The organism is Parabacteroides sp. KHUB-02, assembly GCF_056640955.1.
In genome coordinates this window covers 3,890,365-3,913,088 of the sequence record NZ_JBWQEV010000001.1, presented here as the reverse complement: position 1 = coordinate 3,913,088, position 22,724 = coordinate 3,890,365, and the positions used below count along the sequence as shown (strand labels likewise).

14 protein-coding genes are annotated in these 22,724 nt (G+C 44.3%); 2 read left to right on the top strand and 12 right to left on the bottom strand.

Translation table 11 applies throughout. The features are described from left to right. Positions 1-4 precede the first annotated feature (4 nt). The 12 genes from ACYIA1_RS16810 to ACYIA1_RS16755 all read right to left on the bottom strand — a co-directional run bounded on the left by ACYIA1_RS16810 (position 5) and on the right by ACYIA1_RS16755 (position 20,541). Positions 5-1,162, bottom strand: a complete 1,158-nt coding sequence (locus tag ACYIA1_RS16810) for a DUF4221 family protein (protein WP_083434090.1) — start codon at positions 1,160-1,162, stop codon at positions 5-7. 120 nt (positions 1,163-1,282) lie between these two features. Then, entirely contained in the window at positions 1,283-1,501 is a 219-nt protein-coding gene (locus tag ACYIA1_RS16805; protein WP_157257407.1) for an NVEALA domain-containing protein, read from the bottom strand. A 207-nt stretch (positions 1,502-1,708) separates the two neighbouring features. After that, positions 1,709-2,569, bottom strand: coding sequence for a DUF1573 domain-containing protein (locus tag ACYIA1_RS16800; RefSeq protein ID WP_057319839.1), 861 nt, complete (start codon positions 2,567-2,569; stop codon positions 1,709-1,711). Between the two features lie 102 nt (positions 2,570-2,671). After that, positions 2,672-3,238, bottom strand: coding sequence for an RNA polymerase sigma factor (locus ACYIA1_RS16795; RefSeq protein ID WP_057319840.1), 567 nt, complete (start codon positions 3,236-3,238; stop codon positions 2,672-2,674). 384 nt (positions 3,239-3,622) lie between these two features. Beyond that, positions 3,623-4,528: a transcriptional regulator gene (locus ACYIA1_RS16790; protein ID WP_008778999.1), complete on the bottom strand. Its 906-nt coding sequence runs from the start codon at positions 4,526-4,528 to the stop codon at positions 3,623-3,625. 597 nt (positions 4,529-5,125) lie between these two features. After that, positions 5,126-6,247: a hypothetical protein gene (locus ACYIA1_RS16785; RefSeq protein WP_480336007.1), complete on the bottom strand. Its 1,122-nt coding sequence runs from the start codon at positions 6,245-6,247 to the stop codon at positions 5,126-5,128. Between the two features lie 12 nt (positions 6,248-6,259). Continuing rightward, positions 6,260-6,865: a hypothetical protein gene (locus ACYIA1_RS16780; RefSeq protein WP_480336005.1), complete on the bottom strand. Its 606-nt coding sequence runs from the start codon at positions 6,863-6,865 to the stop codon at positions 6,260-6,262. 563 nt (positions 6,866-7,428) lie between these two features. After that, positions 7,429-8,379: a Dyp-type peroxidase gene (locus tag ACYIA1_RS16775; RefSeq protein WP_005860205.1), complete on the bottom strand. Its 951-nt coding sequence runs from the start codon at positions 8,377-8,379 to the stop codon at positions 7,429-7,431. A 148-nt stretch (positions 8,380-8,527) separates the two neighbouring features. Continuing rightward, entirely contained in the window at positions 8,528-10,726 is a 2,199-nt protein-coding gene (locus ACYIA1_RS16770) for a glycoside hydrolase family 3 C-terminal domain-containing protein (protein ID WP_480336003.1), read from the bottom strand. Positions 10,727-10,748: 22 nt separating this feature from the next. Next, the gene (locus ACYIA1_RS16765; RefSeq protein WP_005863570.1) at positions 10,749-13,277 is read right to left on the bottom strand and encodes a glycoside hydrolase family 2 TIM barrel-domain containing protein; all 2,529 of its coding nucleotides are present in this window, start codon (positions 13,275-13,277) and stop codon (positions 10,749-10,751) included. A 107-nt stretch (positions 13,278-13,384) separates the two neighbouring features. After that, a complete protein-coding gene (locus ACYIA1_RS16760; protein ID WP_480336000.1) occupies positions 13,385-16,231 on the bottom strand; it encodes a TIM-barrel domain-containing protein in 2,847 nt (948 codons plus the stop codon). Positions 16,232-16,461: 230 nt separating this feature from the next. Further along, positions 16,462-20,541, bottom strand: a complete 4,080-nt coding sequence (locus ACYIA1_RS16755) for a hybrid sensor histidine kinase/response regulator transcription factor (RefSeq protein WP_005863573.1) — start codon at positions 20,539-20,541, stop codon at positions 16,462-16,464. A 203-nt stretch (positions 20,542-20,744) separates the two neighbouring features. Between ACYIA1_RS16755 and ribF the strand changes: the two genes are divergently transcribed. Further along, positions 20,745-21,665: a riboflavin biosynthesis protein RibF gene (gene ribF, locus ACYIA1_RS16750; RefSeq protein WP_005860214.1), complete on the top strand. Its 921-nt coding sequence runs from the start codon at positions 20,745-20,747 to the stop codon at positions 21,663-21,665. 1 nt (position 21,666) lies between these two features. Further along, positions 21,667-22,722, top strand: a complete 1,056-nt coding sequence (locus ACYIA1_RS16745; RefSeq protein ID WP_005860216.1) for a M20 family metallo-hydrolase — start codon at positions 21,667-21,669, stop codon at positions 22,720-22,722. Positions 22,723-22,724 lie beyond the last annotated feature (2 nt).

The following is a 22,724-nucleotide window of genomic DNA, read 5'->3' as shown; positions in this document are numbered from 1 at the left end:
CTTTTCAAACAGCTGAATCATTATACTTCTCTTTGCTTTTACATAGCCTAAATAGTCTAAATATCAGTTTATCATCATCATAATTTGGATTTTTATAATGATTTTCAGAAATATACAATCCTTTTTCATCAATATACATCAGATTTGGATTATATGTATATTCAGGAAAAACAGTCTCACCTATTATATTAAAGTTTTTATCTAGAATTATAATAGAAAATATCTTTCTTCCAAAATCCCACAATTCCATATAGTTTTCTCTATTATCTATCTCTGTTTTCAAATAGCAAACTCTATAATACACATCACGGTATTTATCATATAATAAGTTACCATAATTTGGATTTTCACACATAGATTTTAATGTTCCATTATAATCATTCGGCATCACAACCCTATCAATATAATTACTTTTTACATTCACTCTTTCAACAATATTGTGATCTATAGAAGTTATAAATATATCTTCTTCATAGAAAAAAGAATAGATAAATTTATCACCATTAAAACATCTACTAAAATACAATTCTACACCAGCATTCTTTTTTTTATTATCTGCACCACTAAATCGGGGATATTCAAATGGAAGTTCTTGTACATTCCCTGTATTTAGATCAATCATTGCAGATACAGGGTTGGGATATTTCCATCGATTACACTCCGACAATACAAAAAGATTATTATTAAATTTAAGTATAGGGTGATAACTAAACGACAAAGAGTTACATGCGTTTAAAACATTTCCATCTTTTGATTTTCCATAATAAATTTTTTTATTTATTTTCCCCTCTTTATTTACACTATATATTTCCGGGAGCTGTAAACTCGTCAGATAAATACTATCTAGACTGTCAATATAATACCCTAAGAAAAAACCAACTCCATTATCTCCCTCTATATCAAGATCTATTTTGAAGGCCATTTCTTTTGTCTGTATATCATAAAAAACAATCTGATTTTTGAAACCATTTTGAAAACTAATATATTGATGTCCATCTTTATCTGTATAAGGAAATAGAGCTTTAATATATGGTTCTACATCATAATTCAAATCAAATGTCATATTACTATCCTTTTCCAAGTAATACATATAATTTATTTTTTCACAAGACAAAAGAGCAATTAAGCTTGATAATATTATTAGTAAATAATATCTTTTCATTTTATAAGTATTTGAGATAAGTTTCAATCGTAATAATTAGGTTCTACAACGAATTATATAGATAAAAACAAAGTTATTTTATTACATATTTCACTACAAAAACGTTATAGAACCATAAAATTAATCACATGGAGCACAACCGATAGACCCACTATTACAACAAGCTCTTGTATCTAAGTTCAACCAGCAACTCCAATGAGTAGTACATTCTTCACCCGCAAGAGCTTCTATATTGCTTAACGCTAATCCAGACAAAGAAGGATCAATATTATTTTTTAGAATATTAATCATCACCAAACAGAAAACAATAACAATAAGAATAATTCTTAATTTCTTCATAACGCTCATAATATAATTATTTATAAGATCTTTATATTTTGCCTAATCCTCTTTAGTTAGAATAAGATATCCTCTGTATCTTTTTTTACATTTAAATAAATTTTAGACTTTCGCATCACCTCCTTTCTGATAATATTTTGGAGCGAATAACTTGCTGTGATAGCTTCTAATATATCAGGCAAGTTTCCCTTTTATAATTTGACTTTATCAAATCGTATTTCCCCGTATATTGAGTTTAATTAATTGATTTGTATTACATTTTACCGTGATTGTCTCATCAAAGAGTCCCTTATTTTCAGGTGTCACTCCCACTTTAATATGAAGAGATTCACCGGGCTGAACTGGATGTTTATCAAACAAAGTTTGAGCACATCCACAAGTGGTAGTTACATCTATAATAACTAAAGGTTGGTCTCCTGTATTGACAAGCGTAAACAAAGTGTCTTTACTCTTCCCTAAAGGAATAGTTTCTAGTAAGAGTGATTCCTTTTCCACTTTTACGGTTGTCTGAATTGGTGCAACAGGTTGTTTCCTACTTATTTCTTCCAAATATAATTCTTTTACGTTCGGGTTATGGACAGGATTACCTATCACTACCACTTTATTATTCTTGTCTAATAAAAATACTTGAAACCGAATATCTTTTGGAAAATGATTGAGCTGATTTAGACTGTCTGATCGATCCAAGCAAATCGGCTTGTCAAAATTCTCTCTTATTAATAAAGAATGTATCTCCCACTGATCATCAAACTGAAAAAAAAATAAGAAAGGGATATTCTTCTGACTGATAGAATCTGTATATCGGATAAATTCTTTCCAACGGGATAATTGCAATTTACAACTCGTACAACCAATTGAGTCTACAAAAACCAAGACTTTGTAATCCGAAGTCGGGATTACGAAATTAGTTGTATCAGATGCAAATCTGGTAAAGACCATATTTTCCGGAAATAGAATCTGCTTACCCTGCCATTCTTTAACCAACAATGTTATTATTTCCTTTTGCTTATCTTGACAAGCTGATAGGAAAATTGTTAATAGTAATATGATTAGATCTAAAGGTTTCATTTTATGTAAATGTATATACGTTTGTTCATCATATAATATAATACGTATATCCGATAAAAACTATCTACCCCTACAAACCACAAGATATTTAATGCTTATTAACTATAAAAAGAGTGTTATAAGGCAAAGAAAGCCATCAGAAGAAAGTCGATCTCGCAAAAAACGCAAAGCCCTACTCAACTGTGTCTCCACAGTCTTTTCTGAGATAGAGAGGCGTTCCGCTATTTCTCTATATGATAAATGTTCATGACGGCTCAAACGGAATATCTCCCGACGTGATGGCGGTAATTCTTCTATCAAGCTATTAATATATTCCCGTAAAGACTCTGCGTCGATTCGTTCTTCCATAAGCGAATCGACATCTGATAGCTGTCGTTGTAGGCTTTCCGTCAGTTTTTCAGAGAGTAACCGGTTTTCTGTCTCTTTATAAACCAAGTTACGGGCTATGGTGAATAGATAGGCATCAAAGTTTTGTTCCGGATCTATAGTCTCATGCTTCTCCCAGATTTTAAGAAAAACGTTTTGGGTCAAATCCACCGCCATAGATTTATCATATAGCAACGAATAAACAAAATGATATACATGCTGATTATATTCCCAAAATAGAGTTTCAAAAGCCTTTTCATCTCCATTCTTCAGATCTATAAGCAAATTTCCATCCATTTTCATATCACATATATATTATATATCCCCGCCATACCAACTTATCTCCATTCTGCTTATTCGCAGTTCATATACTTTAGTTCTGATGAAACTACGTTGATTTGAATAGAGGATAAAGGTGATAAGAGATAGAAAATCAGTGAGTAACTAAATGGTAGAATAACCAATAGCAGTATAGATCTAAATAAAAATAGATATAGATGATTGTTATTTAGGGACTTACATTAGATAAAAGACGTAGTTTCATCAGAACCTAGAACAAGGTTACAAGTGAAGATTCAAATATAAACAAACATCATTACATATCGCAAATATACAAAAAAATGTAAATACAGTATGAGTATCCTTGAAATCTAGTTAAATTCTACTTGAGGACAAAGAATGTCCTCACTAATTATCCGCTTCGCAAATGATATATTGATAAAGGTCGGAATGCCCGGTTTTATCGATTATCTTATGCTTTTCGAGTTGGAATTTCAGTTGGGCCAAACCAAGAGCGCCAAAGCCGGGAAGGTCTAATAAAGAGTCGAGTCCGTTTTTGAGGGCGTAACGTAGAATATCTTCTATGGTTTCTATTTTCAAGGTTGTAAGGCATTTACGGATATAGGGCGCTAAGGTGAGACGGGTAATGGGTTGGCATATCCGTTTCGCGGCATTTAAGGGAACGGGGGTAAGTGATCGGGGAGATTCGATACATAGACCGTTTTGGAGCGCCTTTTTATATAATCTTCTCAATTCGTATTCCATGTTCCTGTTCTCTATCCACAGACGTTCTATCTCAAGGTCTTGGTTCGTGATTGTTTTCTTGTATTCGGTCAGGAAGCCCATGTTTTCTTGCAAGCGGAGCGATATGACCTTATATCGGCGACAGATTCCGTCGTAGGATATACCACAACGTTTGGCTACGTCTTCTATCTTGGCTCCGGAAGTTATTTCCGTAAAGATAAGTCGGTCTTTCTTGTCGTGTATGAATGTTGATAGTTCGGCGATAATGAGTTTAAGTAGGGGAGAGATGTTTTTAAGGGATCGCAGGCAGAAAAGGTAATCATCGAATTGGGAGATGATCTCGTTTATCTCTTCTTCCTTGTCTTGGATGATAAGTTGCAGGTATAGCTTTTGTATTCCCATACGCTCGATATGGGAAATGAATTCACGCAAATTGGTCAGATCGACTAGGCGAACACCTTGCTTCACGACGTAAGATGCTATTTTTTTAGATATCGCCCATTGCTGGATTTCTTCAGATGGAAAGCCGGTGATACGAGCGGCTTCTTCAATAGTAATAAACTCAGGCATAACTATTTGATTAAAGTAAAACTTATACTATTTATCTTTAAAAAGGGCGTTATTTGGCGTTATATTGAAGAGCTGGCCTTTCATTATAAAATAAAGAAAGGGCGATTGGCTGAACATTACGTTGACAAAGGTTCCGCTAAAAACCCACATTAGAGTAAAGTCAGCCGCACGCCCCCTTTATCTATATACAATAATCTTATCCATACTTTAACAGCATAGATAACACGTATATTCGGTAAAGGGTTGCGGGGCCTTCTTTGCGCTTCTCTAAAGTTGAAAAATTTAGCGGATTCTGTCAACTCGCACAAATATCGCACGCAACACAAGGCTTCTAACTTAAAAGCCTTTTATTGTCGCAAATATACGTATTTAAAAATATTTTAGTCTATAATAATCCATACGTTTTCTATTTTATCATTGTTTTACTACCAACAAAGAAAGAATAAGTAGATAAAAACCTACGCTTTTACCTTTTGCTTTTCTGTCTTAATTACTAGCTAGGCAAATATATGATATATTCTTTAATTATAATTGATTATTAAGAAAAAAATCAAGATGGCAATCCATTAAACAGTACGAAGACTACTACCCTAAAGTCTACGGAATGACCTTACAAAACTCTTTTAACTCTTCCTTTATACTACTAAGCTCTCTTTCCATAGATTGTTTGCTGCTTTTCACCTCATCTTTTACAATGTTCAAGACACGCTTAAAACCATAATAAGGCATAAGAAACGGGAACAACAGACCGCTGATCAAGACAAACAAAATCACAGTGATTTTAAGCGCAACAAAATCCTCATAGGTAAAACAAACAGAAGATACATCATCTGATAGCGCACACCCACCGGTCGTTACCACAGCAAAAAGAAATGATATAAGAAACAATCCCCCAAAGTGTTTGAAAACATATTCATAAGTATAGAAGCCAAACTCATAATGGCTCTTAGCTTTTAACCATGCCATTACACATATAGGTATTCCTATAGTGAATGATATTAAACATTTAGCCCAGATAATAGGGATAAAAGTTGACAAGAACAAACAAGTCGCATAAAACATAGGAAATGCGAAACACATCCATTTCCACCTTATCCACCTAGAAACAAACACTTTCGTTTTTTGAGAAGAACCTTCTTCAGTCTCTATCCGTATATCTCTAAAGAAAATCTTCCACATCATCAACCAGAAAATACCCGAGAAAACCACAAAGATAGTCAAAAAGGAAACAACAAAATCGCTCGTTCCCGCAACTCCCACAACAATCTCATCACAAATAAAAACTGTTAAGCAGAACAAAAGCGCATATAACGGAGCTATAACCTGTTCTTTTGACCTTTGAATTTTCTCTATCAAGTCATGAGCTGGCTTCAAGAATTTAGAGGAATATCCGGATTTAAGTTGATCGAACGTAGCTTGAAGTTTCATATCCATAGCCATAGCACTAATTAGCAACTGCTTGCATTCTGGTCTTGTTTTCGCCTCTACACGCAATTCATTTATATAGCGCTGCAATAGTTTATAATCAGAGTTTGCCGGCACATCGTTGATCACATCGAACCCCACTGCTTTATCCAAAGATTTGATCTCTTCATCAATACGTTTTCCTATCTCATCAAGAATACTATGTATAAAATTACTTTTGTCCAAAATGACACATAATACAATCAATGATGCCAATATACCAATAAATGTCTGGCTTCCTCCAAGAAACAGCATACCAACCTTCTACTAATTCAACTTGATCTCCTCACCTACCAACGACATCGACTTAAAAGTAGCTTTTACCTTGCTCAAAATCTCTTCAGGTGGATTTATCGCACATGTAGCTTCGTGCGTCTGCGGATTTCTTTCCATTCTAACAATGTTGGTATCCGTATATGAGACATGCGCCATATCGCTTTTCAAGAATAAATTATCTTCCAATTTAAAAAGACGTATCTTCTCGGAACTTACTCCATCACTAAAAACACGAAGATCGATTAAATCTCTCAAGAACTTACGATCAAACCTTTCAAAATAAATATTCAAGGATACATTGGGACGGTTTATGAACTCTCTCAAAGACTTAATAACCTTTTTCTTGATCTCATCTCCTAATGCAGTCTCTCCTTCCTTGAGATCATAATTACTATCTTGATTGATATGATTGTAGAATCCCTCACGGAAAACAGACATTTCGCCACAATACATATTAATCACATTTGATTTATTAAGTATAAAGCATTCAATAACAGCATTATGAGCACGGTCATGGTTCATAACAAAATCCATCTCTCCACGGTCAAAAGTATCGCAGAGATTATCATAATATTCATTTAGATCTTCTAATCTCATCAAAAAGCACAGTATTTAACTATATGGGAAACATCGTTTTATCCTTAAACATCTGGCAAAGATACTAAAAAACACAAACAAAATACTTTTATAGCGCAAAAAAGATTAGGTACATTGCCAAATGGCTTTTTTAGGTAGAAAGTTACCAGTTAACTAACATTTCAAATGTAAGTTAGCTTCAACGGCAAAGTAAGTTAACTTCATTGGCAAAGTAAGCTAACTTAAATGACCAAGTAAGTTAACTTCATAAATCCGGGTTGAAATCCGCAAACGACATACAACACGCGTCTACACTCCCAACACTATATAACCGCTATGGATATTTAAAGTATTGATAATAGGAGGTTTACTTCTGTTATCCGTAACTCCAATCTTATCAGTCAACAAGCCTTTCATTAAAAGATAAGCACATCATAATGGCACGACTGTGCCATCTCAATGGCACACCATTGCCATAAGGAAGGCACAGCTATGCCACGCTGATGGCACAGCCGTGCCACGATATGGAAAATGATTGGCACTGCGGAAGTCTGTTAACTAGACAGTTAAGGATGGATAAATAATTATTCCCCTAACTTATCAAGCAACTCATACGACGGAACGAAGAAAAGAGTTCCCGTTATCGGCGTGCTGAAGTCCAGCAGACGATCCGTATTGCCTACAGGATCACCGACGAACATATTCTCCAGCATTCGTCGGGTGGTGCTGAACGTGCTGGCATAGGCGATAAAATAGGTACCGTATTCACCTTTGGAGGTATGGGCGAATGGCATGTTAGCACGGACTATTTTCAGATCGTCTCCGATGTTCGTCACGGCGTTATGGGCGTTCTTCGGTTTTTCCTCATCTGATAGCTCAACATCGTTGAATTTACGGCGACCGATGACTTTCTCTTGCTCTTCCACTGGAAGCGCATTCCATGCCACCATATCATGAATGTATTTTTGCACAAATACATAACTTCCGCCCATAAACTCGGGGTCCTCATCGCCTATTACCGCGAAACGATAGGGGTCTTCATCCACGGCAGGATTCTCCGTACCGTCCACGAAACCGATAATCGCCTTACCGTCTCTATACCGAAAACCGTGGGTCTCATCGATCGATTCCACGACACCTCGCAGTTTCTGGTCTATAATGGAGGCGAACTCAAAGCACAGTCCCATCTGCTTACAGCGGATGTGGAATAGTAAATCCCCGGGGGTAGAAACAGCCGTAAGCTTAACTCCTTTGATCTCTTCAAACGGTTGCAATTCTTTGGGGTTTCCTTGCTCCGGAAAGAAACGTTTCCAAGCATCCGCCCCGAATCCTATCGTACAACTGAATTGCATATCAGGATAGCGATTGCGCATACTACGTATCAAAGCGGAGAAATTAGCGCACACATCCTTTACCTTATCAATCGTGTCGGGGAGATCTTTTAGAGCATAGACAATGAAAACCGCATTCTCGCCCGGTTTTTGGGTAACATCTTGCGGATAGTTAGCGTTCAATGGATTTTGTAGAGAGTTCATAGCACATCTTTAATTATATTGTTATTATATGGATATAACTCTATAGATGCGCTCTTGTTCAAGGAAATGTAACGAAAAATGTCCTAGCGGTTATTTTTCAATATCTATTTGTAGAGACGGGGCACGCCCCGTCTCTACAACTGGGTAGTTATTTCACCTCCACGCTGATTCTCTGCTTGATATCTGAGGCGGAGGCTCCTAGTTGGAGGATGAACTCGCCGGGTTCTACGACGAATTGGCTTTGTGCCTCACTATAGAAAGCTAAAGAGGATACGGGGATGTCCAACGTGATTCGCCGACTCTCACCGGGTTTAAGGAATACCTTCTTGAAGCCTTTTAACTCCTTGACCGGACGCATCACGGAGCAAACCGGATCGCTTACATACAATTGGGCCACCTCAGCTCCTTCACGGTCTCCGGTATTGGTTAGGGTGAAAGTCGCTTGGATCGTGTCCGCTTGATCATACGTCTTTTTATCCGTATTCAGATTGGAATAGTTGAATGTCGTATAGGATAAGCCGTAACCAAACGGATAAACGACCGGAAGCCCCTTCGTATCGAACCAGCGGTAACCGACCAAGATATCTTCCTCATAATTCACTTTCAGATCCCTGCCGGGGAAGTTGCCCAACGCATGCGCCGGAGATTGATCCAAGCTCACGGGAGTGGTGAACGGCATCTTTCCGCTTGGATTCACCTTGCCGGATAATACGTCTACCAAGGCATTTCCTCCTTCCATGCCGTTGAACCAAGCCCAAACGATAGCCGGGGAACAAATATCTACGGCAGCCATATTCAACGGCGATCCGGCGATCATGACCACGATCGTACGAGGATTCGCCTTTACCACCTCTTGAATCAACTCAACCTGCCCGTATGGGATATCCATATTCAGACGGTCGAACGACTCGGTATCATAATCATGGTTCAAACCACAAACCAAAAGGGCCACGTCACTCGTGCGGGCAACCTCTACCGCCTCTTTCAATAATGCGTCGCTTTCCTGTGTCTTGGAAGAGAAAGTACCAGAGCTTTGCCCATTATTGCTTCCCTCCACGAAAGTAGATAACTTCTCATAGCCTTGGGCAAAACGGATATCCACCTTATCGCCCCATTTCGCACGAAGCGCCTCTAATGGAGTTACCTCGTAAACCGCCTTGATCTCGGAACTCAAGCCACCATTGGAATGTTTGCGGGTAGCGTTATCGCCAATTACCGCCAAACTCTTGATCGAGGAGAAATCCAACGGGAGAAGATTATTCTGGTTCTTCAATAAGACAATGGCTTCGGCAGCCGCGTCGTAAGTGGCTTGCTGATGCTCTTTCGTATTCATGGAGCCGGGACCGAAACGCTTTTTCGGGTCCAAGACATTCGTCTTGATCATCACACGTAAGACATCGCCCACCTTCTCGTCCACCAAGCTCATAGGAATCTTACCAGATTTAACAGCCTCGATCAAGGGGTTGGCATAATACCAATCCTCATATTTATCGATCAGCGTGCCCATCTCCAGATCCAAGCCGGCCTCCATAGAAGGAACCGTGCTATGGGCGGCTCCCCAGTCGGTTACATATACGCCATCGAATCCCCATTCATTCCGAAGGATCTTGCGAACCAAGTAGTTATTCTCCGCGCAGAACTCCCCACAGAATTTATTATAAGCGGCCATTACCGTCAAGGCGCCTCCCTCCTGTACGGCCGCCTTGAAAGCGGGTAAATAAATCTCACGCAAGGCACGCTCGCTACATTCCACATCGACAGTCGTACGGTTTGTCTCTTGGTTATTCACGGCGAAATGCTTTACGCTGCAAGCCACGTCACGGCTCTGCAAGCCTTTGATATAAGCGACCGCCAATACGGAGTTCATATAAGGATCCTCGCTCATATACTCGAAGTTACGGCCACAAAGCGGGGAGCGAATGATATTCACACCCGGGCCCAGCAACACATCCTTCTTACGCCAGCGAGCCTCCTCGCCCAGCACCTCGCCCCGACGGTAAGCCAACTCCGGATTCCAAGCGGCGGCGAAAGCCGTGCCGGTCGGGAAATAAGAGGCGGAATCATTTGTCCAACCCGCATATGCCCAGTCGTGGCGATTGATCTCCGCACGTACCCCGTGAGGCCCGTCGCTCAAGCTCCACTCGGGAATCCCCAGACGCTCTACTCCGGCAACATAGAATTTTGAGTTACCATGCAATAATCCGACCTTTTCCTCCAAGGTCATCTTCTTAATCAGTTTCTCGATACGTTTCTCCATTTGTACCTTCTCTTTATCCGTGACCTGCGAGCTTGCGGCAGCCGCGTTCAAGAATAGCCCGCAAGCGATCACGCCTATTATCTTTTTCATTTCCTTTTTATTTATAGGTTTATTATTGCGCTTGAATCGTTACCGTCGCCTCGGGTAAGCCCTCGGCTATGGCTTTTAAGTGGATGTCGCCTTGTCCGCCCTTGTTCCGGATCACGACCAAGGCTTTTCCATAGTAAGCTTGCCGTTTCGGTTTACGGAGGCTGTTCGGATCGTTCGGATCTCCGTTATCCGTTCCGGCGATCTCACCCGGGCCCTCCACGAAGAAACGGATCAATGGAGTAGCGTCGGGAACCCGGTTACCATCGATATCGCATACATCTACGGTTACAAACGATAGGTCCGAGCCATCCGCTTGGATGACGCTACGATCCGGTGTCAAGACCAAACGGGCCGGCTCTCCTGCCGTATGGATCTCTTTCACCAAGACCTCCTTACCCCCTAAGCGGGAGACGGCTCTCAAGGTTCCGGGCGTAAAAGGCATACGCCAAGAGACATGATAGGTACTGTCCGTTTTTTGTCGTACGCCTAGGCTCTTTCCGTTTAGGTATAGTTCCACCTCATCGGCATTGTTATAATAGGCCCAGATATCCACCGGTTCGCCTTCTTTCCAGTTCCAATGCGGGAAAATGTGCAATACGGGTTCATCCGTCCACTCGCTTTTATACATATAATATACATCCTTCGGGAAACCCGCCAGATCCACGATACCGAAGAAGCTGCTCCGGCTGGGCCACCAATAGGGGGTAGGCTCTCCCAAGTAATCGAAACCCGTCCAGACGAACAGGCCGGATACATGCGGAAGCGTCTTCACCAGATGCCAAGTCTTCTCGTGCGTAGAGCCCCAAGGTACATGGCAATTATCATAAGAGGAGCAAACATGCTCGGGAGCCTCGAAAGGCTTGTCCCACGATTCCGGACGGATATAAATATGATCAGACGGCATCTCATAATAGCCACGGGTCATCAAGGCCGAGGTAGATTCGCTCACGATCAGTTTCTTTCCGGGGAAATTCCGGAGGAACGGCTCGAAATATCGCTCATGGTAGTTGAAGCCCAGCACATCCAAGGCATCCGAGCGGAACAGATGATTCGCAGGGTTTACCTCGTTACAGCCGGCGGTAACGACCCGGGAGGTATCTAGCCGTTTCACGATAGCCGCCAGATGACGGGTGATCAAGGATTGACGGCTAAGGGTCGTATCCTTCAGCAAAGCGGGATCGATGGCATGGCCGGCATTCAAGATCAGGTTCGCCGCTTGCAGATCCAGCTCGGTAGCGTCGGCATGACTCCATTGCTCAAGTACCTCATTGCCTATACTCCACATGAAAACAGAGGCGTGATTCCGGTCACGCAAGATCTCGTCCGTCAAATCCCGCTCGTGCCACTCCGCGAAATACCGGGCGTAATCGTATGGGGACTTACGGCGTTCCCACATATCGAAAGACTCATCCTGTACCAGAAGGCCCATACGATCGCAAAGATCCAGCAACTCGGGTGCCGGGGCGTTATGGCTGGTACGGATCGCGTTCACACCCATCTCCTTCATGATCTGTAGCTGGCGCTCGATAGCCCGTGTATTCACGGCGGCACCCAGACAGCCTAAATCATGATGCAGGCAAACCCCTTTTATCTTCAAAGGCTTATCATTCAAATAAAAGCCGGTAGCGGAATCCCAACGGAACGAGCGAAGGCCGAATACCGTCTCGTAACGATCTACCACCTTACCAGCCACTTTCACTTCCGTGACGGCCGTGTAGAGCGAGGGAGAATCGGGACTCCAAAGCTTGGGATTTGGGATCGAGAACTGATGATCGACAGATGCCTCCCGCATACGGGCGTCGTAACAGGGCGTATACGGTACCCGTAATAGAGTTGTTACGGGTGCCGTAACAACTCTGTTACGGTCATCGTAAATAGAGGTAGAGATTTCGGCATCCCTATCCGCCTCCGAGCTATTCCTTATTCTCACCTCCAACGAGAAGGTAGCCTCCTCCGGCGAGATCCTCATGTCATGCACGAAAGTACCCCAGTTGTCCACATGTACCGGATTCACCTTTACTAACCATACGTTACGGTAGATACCGGAGCCTGAATACCAGCGGGAATTCGGTTGCTCGCTATTATCCGCCTTCACGACAATCACGTTCGGTTGGCTTCCATACCTCAAATAAGGCGTCAAGTCATAACGAAACGATACATAACCATTCGGACGGAATCCCAGCGAATGACCATTGATCCAGACCTCGCTATTCCGGTAAACCCCGTCGAAATCAACATAAACAACCTTACCCCGATCCGTCTCCGGAAGGGTAAATGTCTTTCGATACCAACCAATCCCGCCCGGTAGCGCGCCGCCGCCCGGGGTAGACGGGTTATCGAGGGAGAAATCCCCCTCGATACTCCAATCATGCGGTAAAGATAAGATACGCCAAGTGGAATCATCGCTGTCCGGGGATGAATAATCCTGAACGCTATCCGACAAGGCAAATTTCCAATCGTCATTCCATGGGCTACGTTCACGCACCTGCTCCCCGGTGGGGGAACAGGCGGTGAGCAATAGGCCCAGAAGCCACGCAAGTGGCCGATTCATCAGTGGTATCATTAGTGATTATATAGTTTAATTGATACTACCCAGTTGTAGAGACGGGGCGTGCCCCGTCTTAGCACAGACTGATGGGTATTATTTAAAGTTACCATTTAGAGGGGTTGAGACGGGGCACGCCCCGTCTCTACAACTAGAGGTTTACCTTGGTAAGATATTGTCACGTCCTTGCCAGCGGGGTTCTCCGGCGTGATGAGACGTACCGTGATCTGACGCTCGCGGATCATGCCCGGATAGTCGCCCTCCCGTGCGCCGATCGTGAGCGTTCGCCTCGCATCATCATAAACAAACGGGATGGTAGCGTAATTTCCTTTCTCGTAATCGTAGGTCACGCCATTATCCTCATATAAGGTGAAGGAACCGTCGGCACCGGCGTAAACAGAGACGATTAAGTCTTTCTGTTCCTCTTTCGTAGACTGGATTACCTTTCCGGTCGGTACGATAGAGCCGGCTCTCACGAACAAAGGCATATGCTCGTAAGGAGCATCCACGTCCATTGTCGTTCCGCCTTGTATACGCTTGCCGTTGTAGAAATCGTACCAAATGCCGGCCGGGAAGTACACCTCACGGTCGCGAGCCTTATACTCATACACCGGGCATGCCATGAAGGCCGGGCCAAACATAAACTGGTCGTCTATATCGTAAGTCTTCTCATCGTCCGAATAATCCATCACCAAGGCACGCATGATCGTATAATCCTCAAAATGCGTCTTGGAGGCCAAGCTATAGATATACGGCATCAATTGATAGCGCAACTCGGTATAATACTTCATCGATTGGTACGTAGGCGATCCTTCCGGAGCGATATTATAGATCTCGCGGCAAGGATATTGCCCGTGGCTACGGAACAACGGACAGAAAGCTCCGAACTGATACCAACGGTTGTTCAACTCCCTCCATTCCCTCAAATCCTCGCTACCTTCCTTAGCGGCCATATAACGGTTCTCCACGCTGAAGCCACCGATATCCATCGTCCAGTAAGGGATACCGGACATGGCGAAGTTCAAGCCGGCGCTGATCTGCGCTTTCATATCCTCCCAGCGAGTACCGATATCGCCACTCCATGTAGCGGTAGAATAACGTTGCTGGCCGGCGAAACCGGAACGGGTCAATAGGAATACACGGTCATCCGGGTTTACGCTACGTTGTCCGTCGTAGATCGCCTCGGCGTTAGCCAAAGCGTAAGCGTTGAAGTATTTCGTGGACGGGCCCAGATAAGTCGGTCCGCAAAGCGCCTTGCGATACTCGATATCCGTATTATCCTGTACGTTCGGCTCGGAAGCGTCCATCCACCAAGCGTCGATGCCCAAGGAATACAGATGCTCGTTCATCTGTTCCCAGAAAAGCTTGCGGGCTTCCGGGTTGTACGCGTCATAGAAAGAACCGATATAACCCGGATAAATCCAGTCGCGGATACTATCCTTAATCGCCTGCTGATACATAGCACCCAGTGCGTCCAACTCTTTATAATGCTCTGTCGTATAATAGAACTTCGGCCATACGGAGATCATGATACGGGCATCCTTATCGTGGATTTCCTGAATCATGCCTTTCGGGTCCGGGAAGCGTTCCTTATCAAACTCGTGGCTACCCCATGCGTCTACCGGCCAATAGCTCCAATCCTGTACGATCACATCCAAGGGAACCTGCCGCCGGCGGTATTCGTTCAAGGCGGTCAATAGCTCCTCTTGCGTCTTATAACGCTCACGGCTCAACCAGAATCCCATCGCCCATTTCGGCATGATCTGGCTCTTGCCCGTAACCGTGCGGTAACCGCTGATCACCTTATCCATGGAAGACTCTCCGTTGATGAAGTAGTAATCGATATCATCCCCCATTTCCGACCAGAAAGCCAACCGCTCCCGCTCCTCCTCCGGTAGCGGAGATAATACCTTCAAGCCGATATAAGATACATCTCCATCCGGCAACCATTCGATACGGATCGGATAACGTTTGCCCTTTTCCAGATCGGCCGTAGCCTTGTAATCATTCGGGTTCCATGCCGCACGCCAACGTTCCGGGATGATCTCCTCGTTATTCACAAATACCTTGGTATAACCGGCGTAATGTAGTTTGAAATGATAAGTACCCGTCTCTTTCGCCTCGATCTCACCCTCCCAAGTAGCGGAAGCGCTCGGCTTCGGGAAGTCTGCCGGCAGGTTCTTGATGGTTTTCAGATTCTCATAATCTACCTTATCTTCATCCCGCTGGATTAAAACGGAATTCTTCGCCTTATCCGTATAGTAGGTAGCGGTCAACGCCCCTGCCCTCCCGTCTTTTCCGTATAGACCAAAGACATCGCCCAAATCGGCGTATGGACGCTTGTCGCCGAAACGGCTCAAGGAATAGTTATGCCAAAGTACACCATACCCTTTTGAGGAAACGATAAACGGCACGCTCACCTTCGTGTTATATTGGAAAAGCTCCTCGTTCTTGCCTTTATAGTTGAACTCATCGCTCTGATGCTGTCCTAGGCCGTAAAGCCCTTCCTCGTCCTCACTCTCAAATACCTGACGTAAGGTATAGCCTTTGGTTCCTTCCACCTCGATCGGCGTAAATTCCTTGCCTCCGTTTGTCTTCTCACGAAGGATCGTGTGTCCGTTGGCGTCGGTAAAGCGAACCTCTCCGGTCTCCCGTGAAAGACGGGCCTGTGTGGTTTGCGTACTTACGATGATCGTATCCCCCGAGGTCGTTATCTGAAACGATGGGGCGGGCAACGATTTCGTGTCCTTGATCAAGTTCACTTGGTTGGAAAACTTACCATCCGGAGAGGCGATTACCCGGATAATATCATCAGAGATTACTTCCAATTTAACAGCCTTCGCCTGTCCGGAACGGATATCGGCGACCAAGCCATTCTCGACCTTCCGGTAAGCGGAATCAGTCATGCAGGAAGTCAGCAGGGAAAGCCCTAACGTGAATACCGCGATGTGTTGTTTCATATTCTATAGATTCTTTAATTATTTCCGATCAGCAATGAGTCCGAACAGGTTTTTCCATACAAGAAAAATGGTTCTTCATTCGTTGGCAAAATTAAAGGGTTTGCGGCGGACAGGAAGCCATAAATGTTTTGGGTTACGGGGAGAACCGTAAAAAGGTAGGGGAAGAATGTTTATTTTAAGGGGATATTTTGTTATATCCCCTAATTACGTGGCATTTATTTAGAAGAAGTTTATTTATGATAGTCAGAGGGAAGCCTTCCGAACTCATCCTTAAAATACTTCCGGAATAACTTCACATCATTGAAACCGCACTCCAGCGCGACCTCATTGACCCGCATCTGGCTCTTCTCCAATAACTGCGCCGCACGCTTCAAGCGCACCGTACGGATCAACTCCACCGGAGTCTTACCCGTGATGGAAAGGCATTTCTTGTAGAAGTTCACACGACTCATGCCCATCTCCCGGCTCAACCGTTCTACAGACAACTCCGGATTGGCGATCTGCTCCTCGATATAGGCGATGGCCTTACGCATCAACTCCTCATCCATGGAGCTAGCTTGTACCTCCGTCAAGGCGATGCCCATGGTAGAGGACTGCATAAAGGCCTTTTGCATCTTCTTCTTCATCTCGATCAAATGCCGCACCTTCAAGAGAAGCATCTCCATATTGAATGGCTTGCTGATATAATCATCCGCACCGGCTTCCAGACCGACCAGTTGGCTATCTTTAGCGGACTTTGCCGTCAGTAGGATCACCGGGATGTGGGAAGTCCGGATGTCTCCCTTGATCCGGCGGCATAAGGTGATACCGTCGGTGATAGGCATCATCACGTCGCTGATCACCATATCCGGCAGCTCCTCCGGAATGAGTTTCCACGCATCTTCTCCATCCGCCGCCGTGAGTACCGAATAAACGCCACTCAAGCTTAACTTCATAAATTCCCGGAAATCCGTGTTATCGTCTACGACCAGCAACGTAGGTCTTCCCGCCGGAGACGCATCCTTATCGGCGATCTCCGCATGCTCCTCAACCGGAGGCAAGATATCCCCTTCGGCAATTCCTTCCGGAGCCGAGATAATATCTTGGTTATCCAAGGGGATCACCGGCAGCGTAACCGTAAACGTACTACCCGCTCCCGGCTCGCTTTTCACGGTTATCGTCCCATGATGCATCCGCACGAATTCCCGGCATAGGTGCAGGCCGATACCCGTACCTACCACGGGATTTCCCTTATCCGGGGAAGACACCTGATAAAAGCGATCGAAGATAGCTCCTTGTTTATCCGCAGGAATACCGATACCGCTATCCGACACCTCGATAACCAGTTTGTTCTCTCCCTCCTTCTCCAACCGCAAGCTAAGCGTCACCGAGATAGTACCTCCCTCCGGCGTAAACTTAAAAGCGTTACTCAGTAGATTAGAGACGATCTTGAAGACCTTATCCGTGTCAAACTTCATCGGGAGAGACGTGAAGACCGAGGAGAAAGAGAAATGAATCCGCTTTTGCTCCGAAAGCTCCTTGAAGGAATAAGCCACGTCACGCACGAACGGGACAATATCGCCGGTAGACAAGACCAAGCTATCCCCTTGCATATCGATCTTGCGGAAATCCAATAACTGGTTCACCAATTTAAGCAACCGGTCGGCGTTCCGGTAGATCAACTTCAATATTTGCTGGGATTCCAAGTCTTTCTCCGTTTTCATCAACTTCTCCAAAGGAGTCATGATCAATGTTAGCGGCGTACGGAACTCATGGCTTACGTTCGTAAAGAAACGAAGCTTCATCTCGTCCACCTCATGCTGCTGACGCACAGTAGCCCGTTCTTGCTCCTCCTCCAACTTCTTTTGCTGGATACGGAAAATAAAACGTATCACGCCATACGCCAATAATATACCAGCTATGATATACAACGCTATTGCCCATCCGGTAGCCCAGAACGGAGGCAAGATCGTGATCTGCAAGCTCGTGATCTCCTTGCTCCAAATCCGGTCGTTATTCATCGCCTTTACCTTGAAAGTGTAAGTTCCCGGGTTCAAGTTCGTATAGGTAATACGACGTTCCAAGGCGCTTACGGTAGTCCATTCCGAGTCGAAGCCCTCCATCTTAAAAGCATATTTATTCTTCAAAGGAAGGAAATAGCAACAAGAAGAGATGGTAAAGGAGAAATTACGTTCCGTATAATTCAGTTTCAATTGCTTGGTACAGGTGATATCTTTATCCAAAATCACATGCCCGTCATACGCCTCTCTCGCCGTTATCGGGACATTATTCACCATAAGTCCGGTTATCACCGCCGGTGGAGCATAGCTATTATAACGTATCCGGGCAGGATCAACGAAGGTAAGACCGTTTGTCCCGCCAAACGCCAACTCACCCGTTTCCAGTCCGCAAGCGCTATTCACGTTAAACACACGTCCTTGAACGCCCTCATTCTCATCATAGCTATTCCAATCGAACGTATAATTATTATCCGTATCCCGATTCGGAACGATATTCAATAAGCCGTTCTTCGTTCCCACCCAAACCGTATGATATTTATCCTCCAGAATAGACATGATGCTGTTATCCGGTAATCCGGAAGAATGGTTCAACCGATACATCTTATCATTCAACCTATCATATATATGTAGCCCATGATTACTCCCGATCCATACCCATTGACGGCTATCACAAAATACGACATTGATGATTTGATCCTCAAACACGGAACGTCCATCCTTCGTGCCGTTAAAAGAAGTAACAGCCCCCGTCTCCGGGTTGATCCAGTTCACTCCTAAAGAAGTTCCAACGACAATATTCCCCTTCTCATCCCCGGAAAGGCTATATACGATATCCGAGTTAATCGCATTCTCCTTATCCCCCATGCGATAATACGTCCATTTCCCGGTAGATTGATCCAAGCAATCCAGGCCGCCTTCCAACGTACCGATCCACAAACGATTCTTGGCATCGACATACAAACTATACACGCTATTATTGGATAAGCCGTCCTTACTGCCCGGGATATCCCGATAATGCTTGAAACGTTTCCCGTCAAAACCGGTCAACCCCTCCATATAAGTACCCAGCCATAACTTGCCATCCAAATCTTTCGCCATACTAATCACGACATCGCCGGAGATAGCGTTCTCGCTTTCCCGCCCCGCCCGGTAGCGGACATACTCCCCGGTTTCCCGATCGTAACGTAATAGGCCGTTTCCGCTAGTACCGATCCACAGATCCCCTTCTTTATCTTCTACGATACAATTAAAGTCATTGTTAAAGATATCCCGCATCAACTCCAAAGGGTACCGGATAGTCTGGAATTTAAAAATGCTCTCATGATAATAGTTGATGCCGTTTTTATAAGTGCCGGCCCACATAATCCCCGTATCATCCCGATACAAGCAGATCACGCTATTCTGGCTCAAACTCGTTTGGTTAAACGGGTTATTTCGTATATAACGCATCCGGTCCAGACGTTTATCCAAGATATTGATACCGCCATGATCGGTAGCGATCCAGATATTACCGTTCATATCCTCCGCCACGTCACGCACCATTATAGAGGATAAAGCGACCGGGGTTTCGGTCGTATAATGTTTCCACTCCTTGCTTTTGGGATTTAGGCGAAAGAGACCTCTACTATATCCGGGATTTAAGAAAAACCACAGATCCCCGTCACTATCGGCGAACACATAGAATAACTGGGCATTCGCATATTGAGTCAGATACTCATCCCGATAGACAGGTTCTCCGGATGCCTTATCGATCCCCTCTACCACTCCCGAGGTATGGACTACATATAGACGATCGCCCACGTCACTCATATCACAAACCCGGCCATCCTCTTTATTTAGCGGATACGAATAAATCTTTCCCCTCGCTTGATCATAACGGCAAAATTCATTCGTATAGGTAGCGAAATAGAGTTGTTTATCATTGTCGACAAATATCTTAGCGGGAGGATTCTCTAGACGTAAGCTATCTAATATTTCCTTCTCCGGAATAAAACGGTCATTACCGGGCTCATATACGCAAAGTTGGTCCGTATTATAGGTAATCCAAATACGCCCATCGGCGGTTTCTTGAAGCTCGGAGACATGCTCCTCCCTAAAAGGCAACCCGCTTTCCTTGTATTTATAATGCTTAAACTCATACCCATCAAAACGGTTCACCCCAGAAGTGGTACCCAACCACATAAACCCCTTCCGGTCTTTCAGGATACAAGTGATCTCATTGGAAGACAGACCGTCCTGTACTCCCAGACGGTTGAAAAGAATATCTTCCGCCGCTAGTCCGGATCCCAACATTCCCCAAGACAGGATCATTATAATACAGAGTAGAGTTTTCGTTTTCATACTTAGCAAATATAGATATTTCCCGAGAACGAACCAAACCAACCTGTATCTAATTCTGCTGCAACGCGGGTTGCAGTAAACATACACGTAAAGTATCTATATATAAGAACATGATTATTAAAAATTATCCCGTACATTTGTCTTTCGATTGGAATAGAAATGAATAAGGCGCAATGATTGTTGTAAGAGATTTTGACAGACTGAAAGGAAAGGAACTGGTAGCTACGATCGGATTTTTCGATGGTGTGCATCTAGGACACCGTTTTTTAATCGACGAGATGAAAGAGATAGCCAAAGCACGTAACCTGCCATCGGCCGTAATCACCTTCCCGGAACATCCCCGGGCCGTATTGCATGCGGATTACCAACCGAAGCTATTAAATTCTTTCGAGGAAAAGTTACAGCAATTAGAGACTACCGGAGTAGATTATTGCATCGTATTGGATTTTACGATCGAGCTATCCCGGCTCTCGGCCAAGGAATTCATTACCTCTATTTTAGCGAAGAGCCTGCATGTAAAGACCTTATTGATCGGATATGACCATCGTTTCGGGCACGATCGGACGGATGGCTTCGAGCAATATGTCGTTTATGGCACCGAATGTGGTATCGAGGTGCTGAAGGCATCTCCCTATGACGAAGGGAATACGGCCGTCAGCTCTTCCGAGATCCGGAAATTACTTCAAGCCGGAAATGTAGCGGAAGCCGCTTATTTACTGACCTATCCCTATCAATTGCTGGGCCATATCGTCAGCGGCTATAAAGTAGGACGCACGCTAGGATTTCCCACGGCGAATATACGGGTAGATGAGCCTTTTAAAGTCATTCCGGGTATTGGCGTATATGCCGTATGGGTGGAGGTGGAAGGCGAACGATATAAGGGAATGCTTTATATCGGTGACCGTCCGACACTCAATAATGGGAAGGACATATCCATGGAGGTCAATATTCTGGATTTCTCCGGAGATATCTACAATGATAGCATTCGTGTCTCATTCGTTCAATACGTACGCGGAGACATCAAATTCGATTCCTTAGAAGAATTGAAAGCCCAACTGGAGAAAGACAGATGCACCGTAAATAATTTATTATAATATGGAAAGATATTACGAAGCGATTGATTTATTAAAAGGCATGATCTCCCGTCCGTCTTTCAGCCGGGACGAGACCGCCGTAGCGGATTTCCTGCAAGCAGAATGGCAAAAGGCCGGACAAAAGGTGTTCCGCAAAGGCAACAACCTGTGGATCATCGCCCCGGATTTCGATTTCGGTAAACCGACCCTTTTACTCAACTCCCATATAGACACCGTCAAGCCCGCTTCCGGTTGGACCAAAGACCCGTTCACTCCCGAAGAGACCGAGGATGATCAATTATATGGACTGGGCAGTAACGATGCCGGGGCGAGCGTAGTCTCCCTCTATGAAGCCTTCTGCATCTTAAGCGAGAAAGAGCAACCTTATAATCTAATCTTCCTCGCGTCTTGTGAGGAAGAGGTATCCGGGAAGAATGGCATTGAAAGCGCATTGGCCGAGCTTCCTCCTATCTCCTTCGCTGTCGTAGGTGAACCCACGGGTATGCAACCCGCCGTAGCCGAGAAAGGGTTAATGGTACTGGATTGCACCGCTATCGGAAAGGCCGGACATGCCGCACGTAATGAGGGCATCAATGCCATCACTTTAGCGATGAAGGATATAGAATGGTTCAGCACCTATCAATTCCCGGAGAAAAGCGACTTCCTCGGACCGGTGAAAATGACTGTCACCATCATCCATGCCGGTACGCAACACAATGTCGTTCCCGATAAATGCGAATTCACAGTAGATATTCGCACCAACGAATTTTATACGAACGAACAGTTATTCGAGCTAATCAAGGAAAAGGTTCATTGTGAGATCAAGGCCCGCAGCTTCCGCCTTAGCTCCACCCGCACGGATCTGGATCATCCTTTTGTGCGACGGGCGATCTTGATGGGAAAAGAGCCTTTCGGCTCTCCTACGCTTAGCGACCAAGCCTTGATGCGTTTCCCCTCCGTAAAGATAGGGCCGGGAAACTCGGCACGTTCCCATTCCGCGGACGAATACATCAAGGGACCGGAGATCCGGGAAGCGATCGATACCTATGTAAGGTTACTGAATGGATTACAACTATAGCT

Bases quoted from the DNA above. Each gene is read 5' to 3' on its own strand.
- ACYIA1_RS16795 (WP_057319840.1), bottom strand. From the start codon at position 3,238: ATGAAAATGGATGGAAATTTGCTTATAGATCTGAAGAATGGAGATGAA.
- ACYIA1_RS16800 (WP_057319839.1), bottom strand. From the start codon at position 2,569: ATGAAACCTTTAGATCTAATCATATTACTATTAACAATTTTCCTATCA.
- ACYIA1_RS16805 (WP_157257407.1), bottom strand. From the start codon at position 1,501: ATGAAGAAATTAAGAATTATTCTTATTGTTATTGTTTTCTGTTTGGTG.
- ribF (WP_005860214.1), top strand. From the start codon at position 20,745: ATGATTGTTGTAAGAGATTTTGACAGACTGAAAGGAAAGGAACTGGTA.
- ACYIA1_RS16755 (WP_005863573.1), bottom strand. From the start codon at position 20,541: ATGATCCTGTCTTGGGGAATGTTGGGATCCGGACTAGCGGCGGAAGAT.
- ACYIA1_RS16770 (WP_480336003.1), bottom strand. From the start codon at position 10,726: ATGAAAAAGATAATAGGCGTGATCGCTTGCGGGCTATTCTTGAACGCG.
- ACYIA1_RS16780 (WP_480336005.1), bottom strand. From the start codon at position 6,865: ATGAGATTAGAAGATCTAAATGAATATTATGATAATCTCTGCGATACT.
- ACYIA1_RS16765 (WP_005863570.1), bottom strand. From the start codon at position 13,277: ATGAATCGGCCACTTGCGTGGCTTCTGGGCCTATTGCTCACCGCCTGT.
- ACYIA1_RS16790 (WP_008778999.1), bottom strand. From the start codon at position 4,528: ATGCCTGAGTTTATTACTATTGAAGAAGCCGCTCGTATCACCGGCTTT.
- ACYIA1_RS16760 (WP_480336000.1), bottom strand. From the start codon at position 16,231: ATGAAACAACACATCGCGGTATTCACGTTAGGGCTTTCCCTGCTGACT.
- ACYIA1_RS16810 (WP_083434090.1), bottom strand. From the start codon at position 1,162: ATGAAAAGATATTATTTACTAATAATATTATCAAGCTTAATTGCTCTT.
- ACYIA1_RS16775 (WP_005860205.1), bottom strand. From the start codon at position 8,379: ATGAACTCTCTACAAAATCCATTGAACGCTAACTATCCGCAAGATGTT.
- ACYIA1_RS16745 (WP_005860216.1), top strand. From the start codon at position 21,667: ATGGAAAGATATTACGAAGCGATTGATTTATTAAAAGGCATGATCTCC.
- ACYIA1_RS16785 (WP_480336007.1), bottom strand. From the start codon at position 6,247: ATGCTGTTTCTTGGAGGAAGCCAGACATTTATTGGTATATTGGCATCA.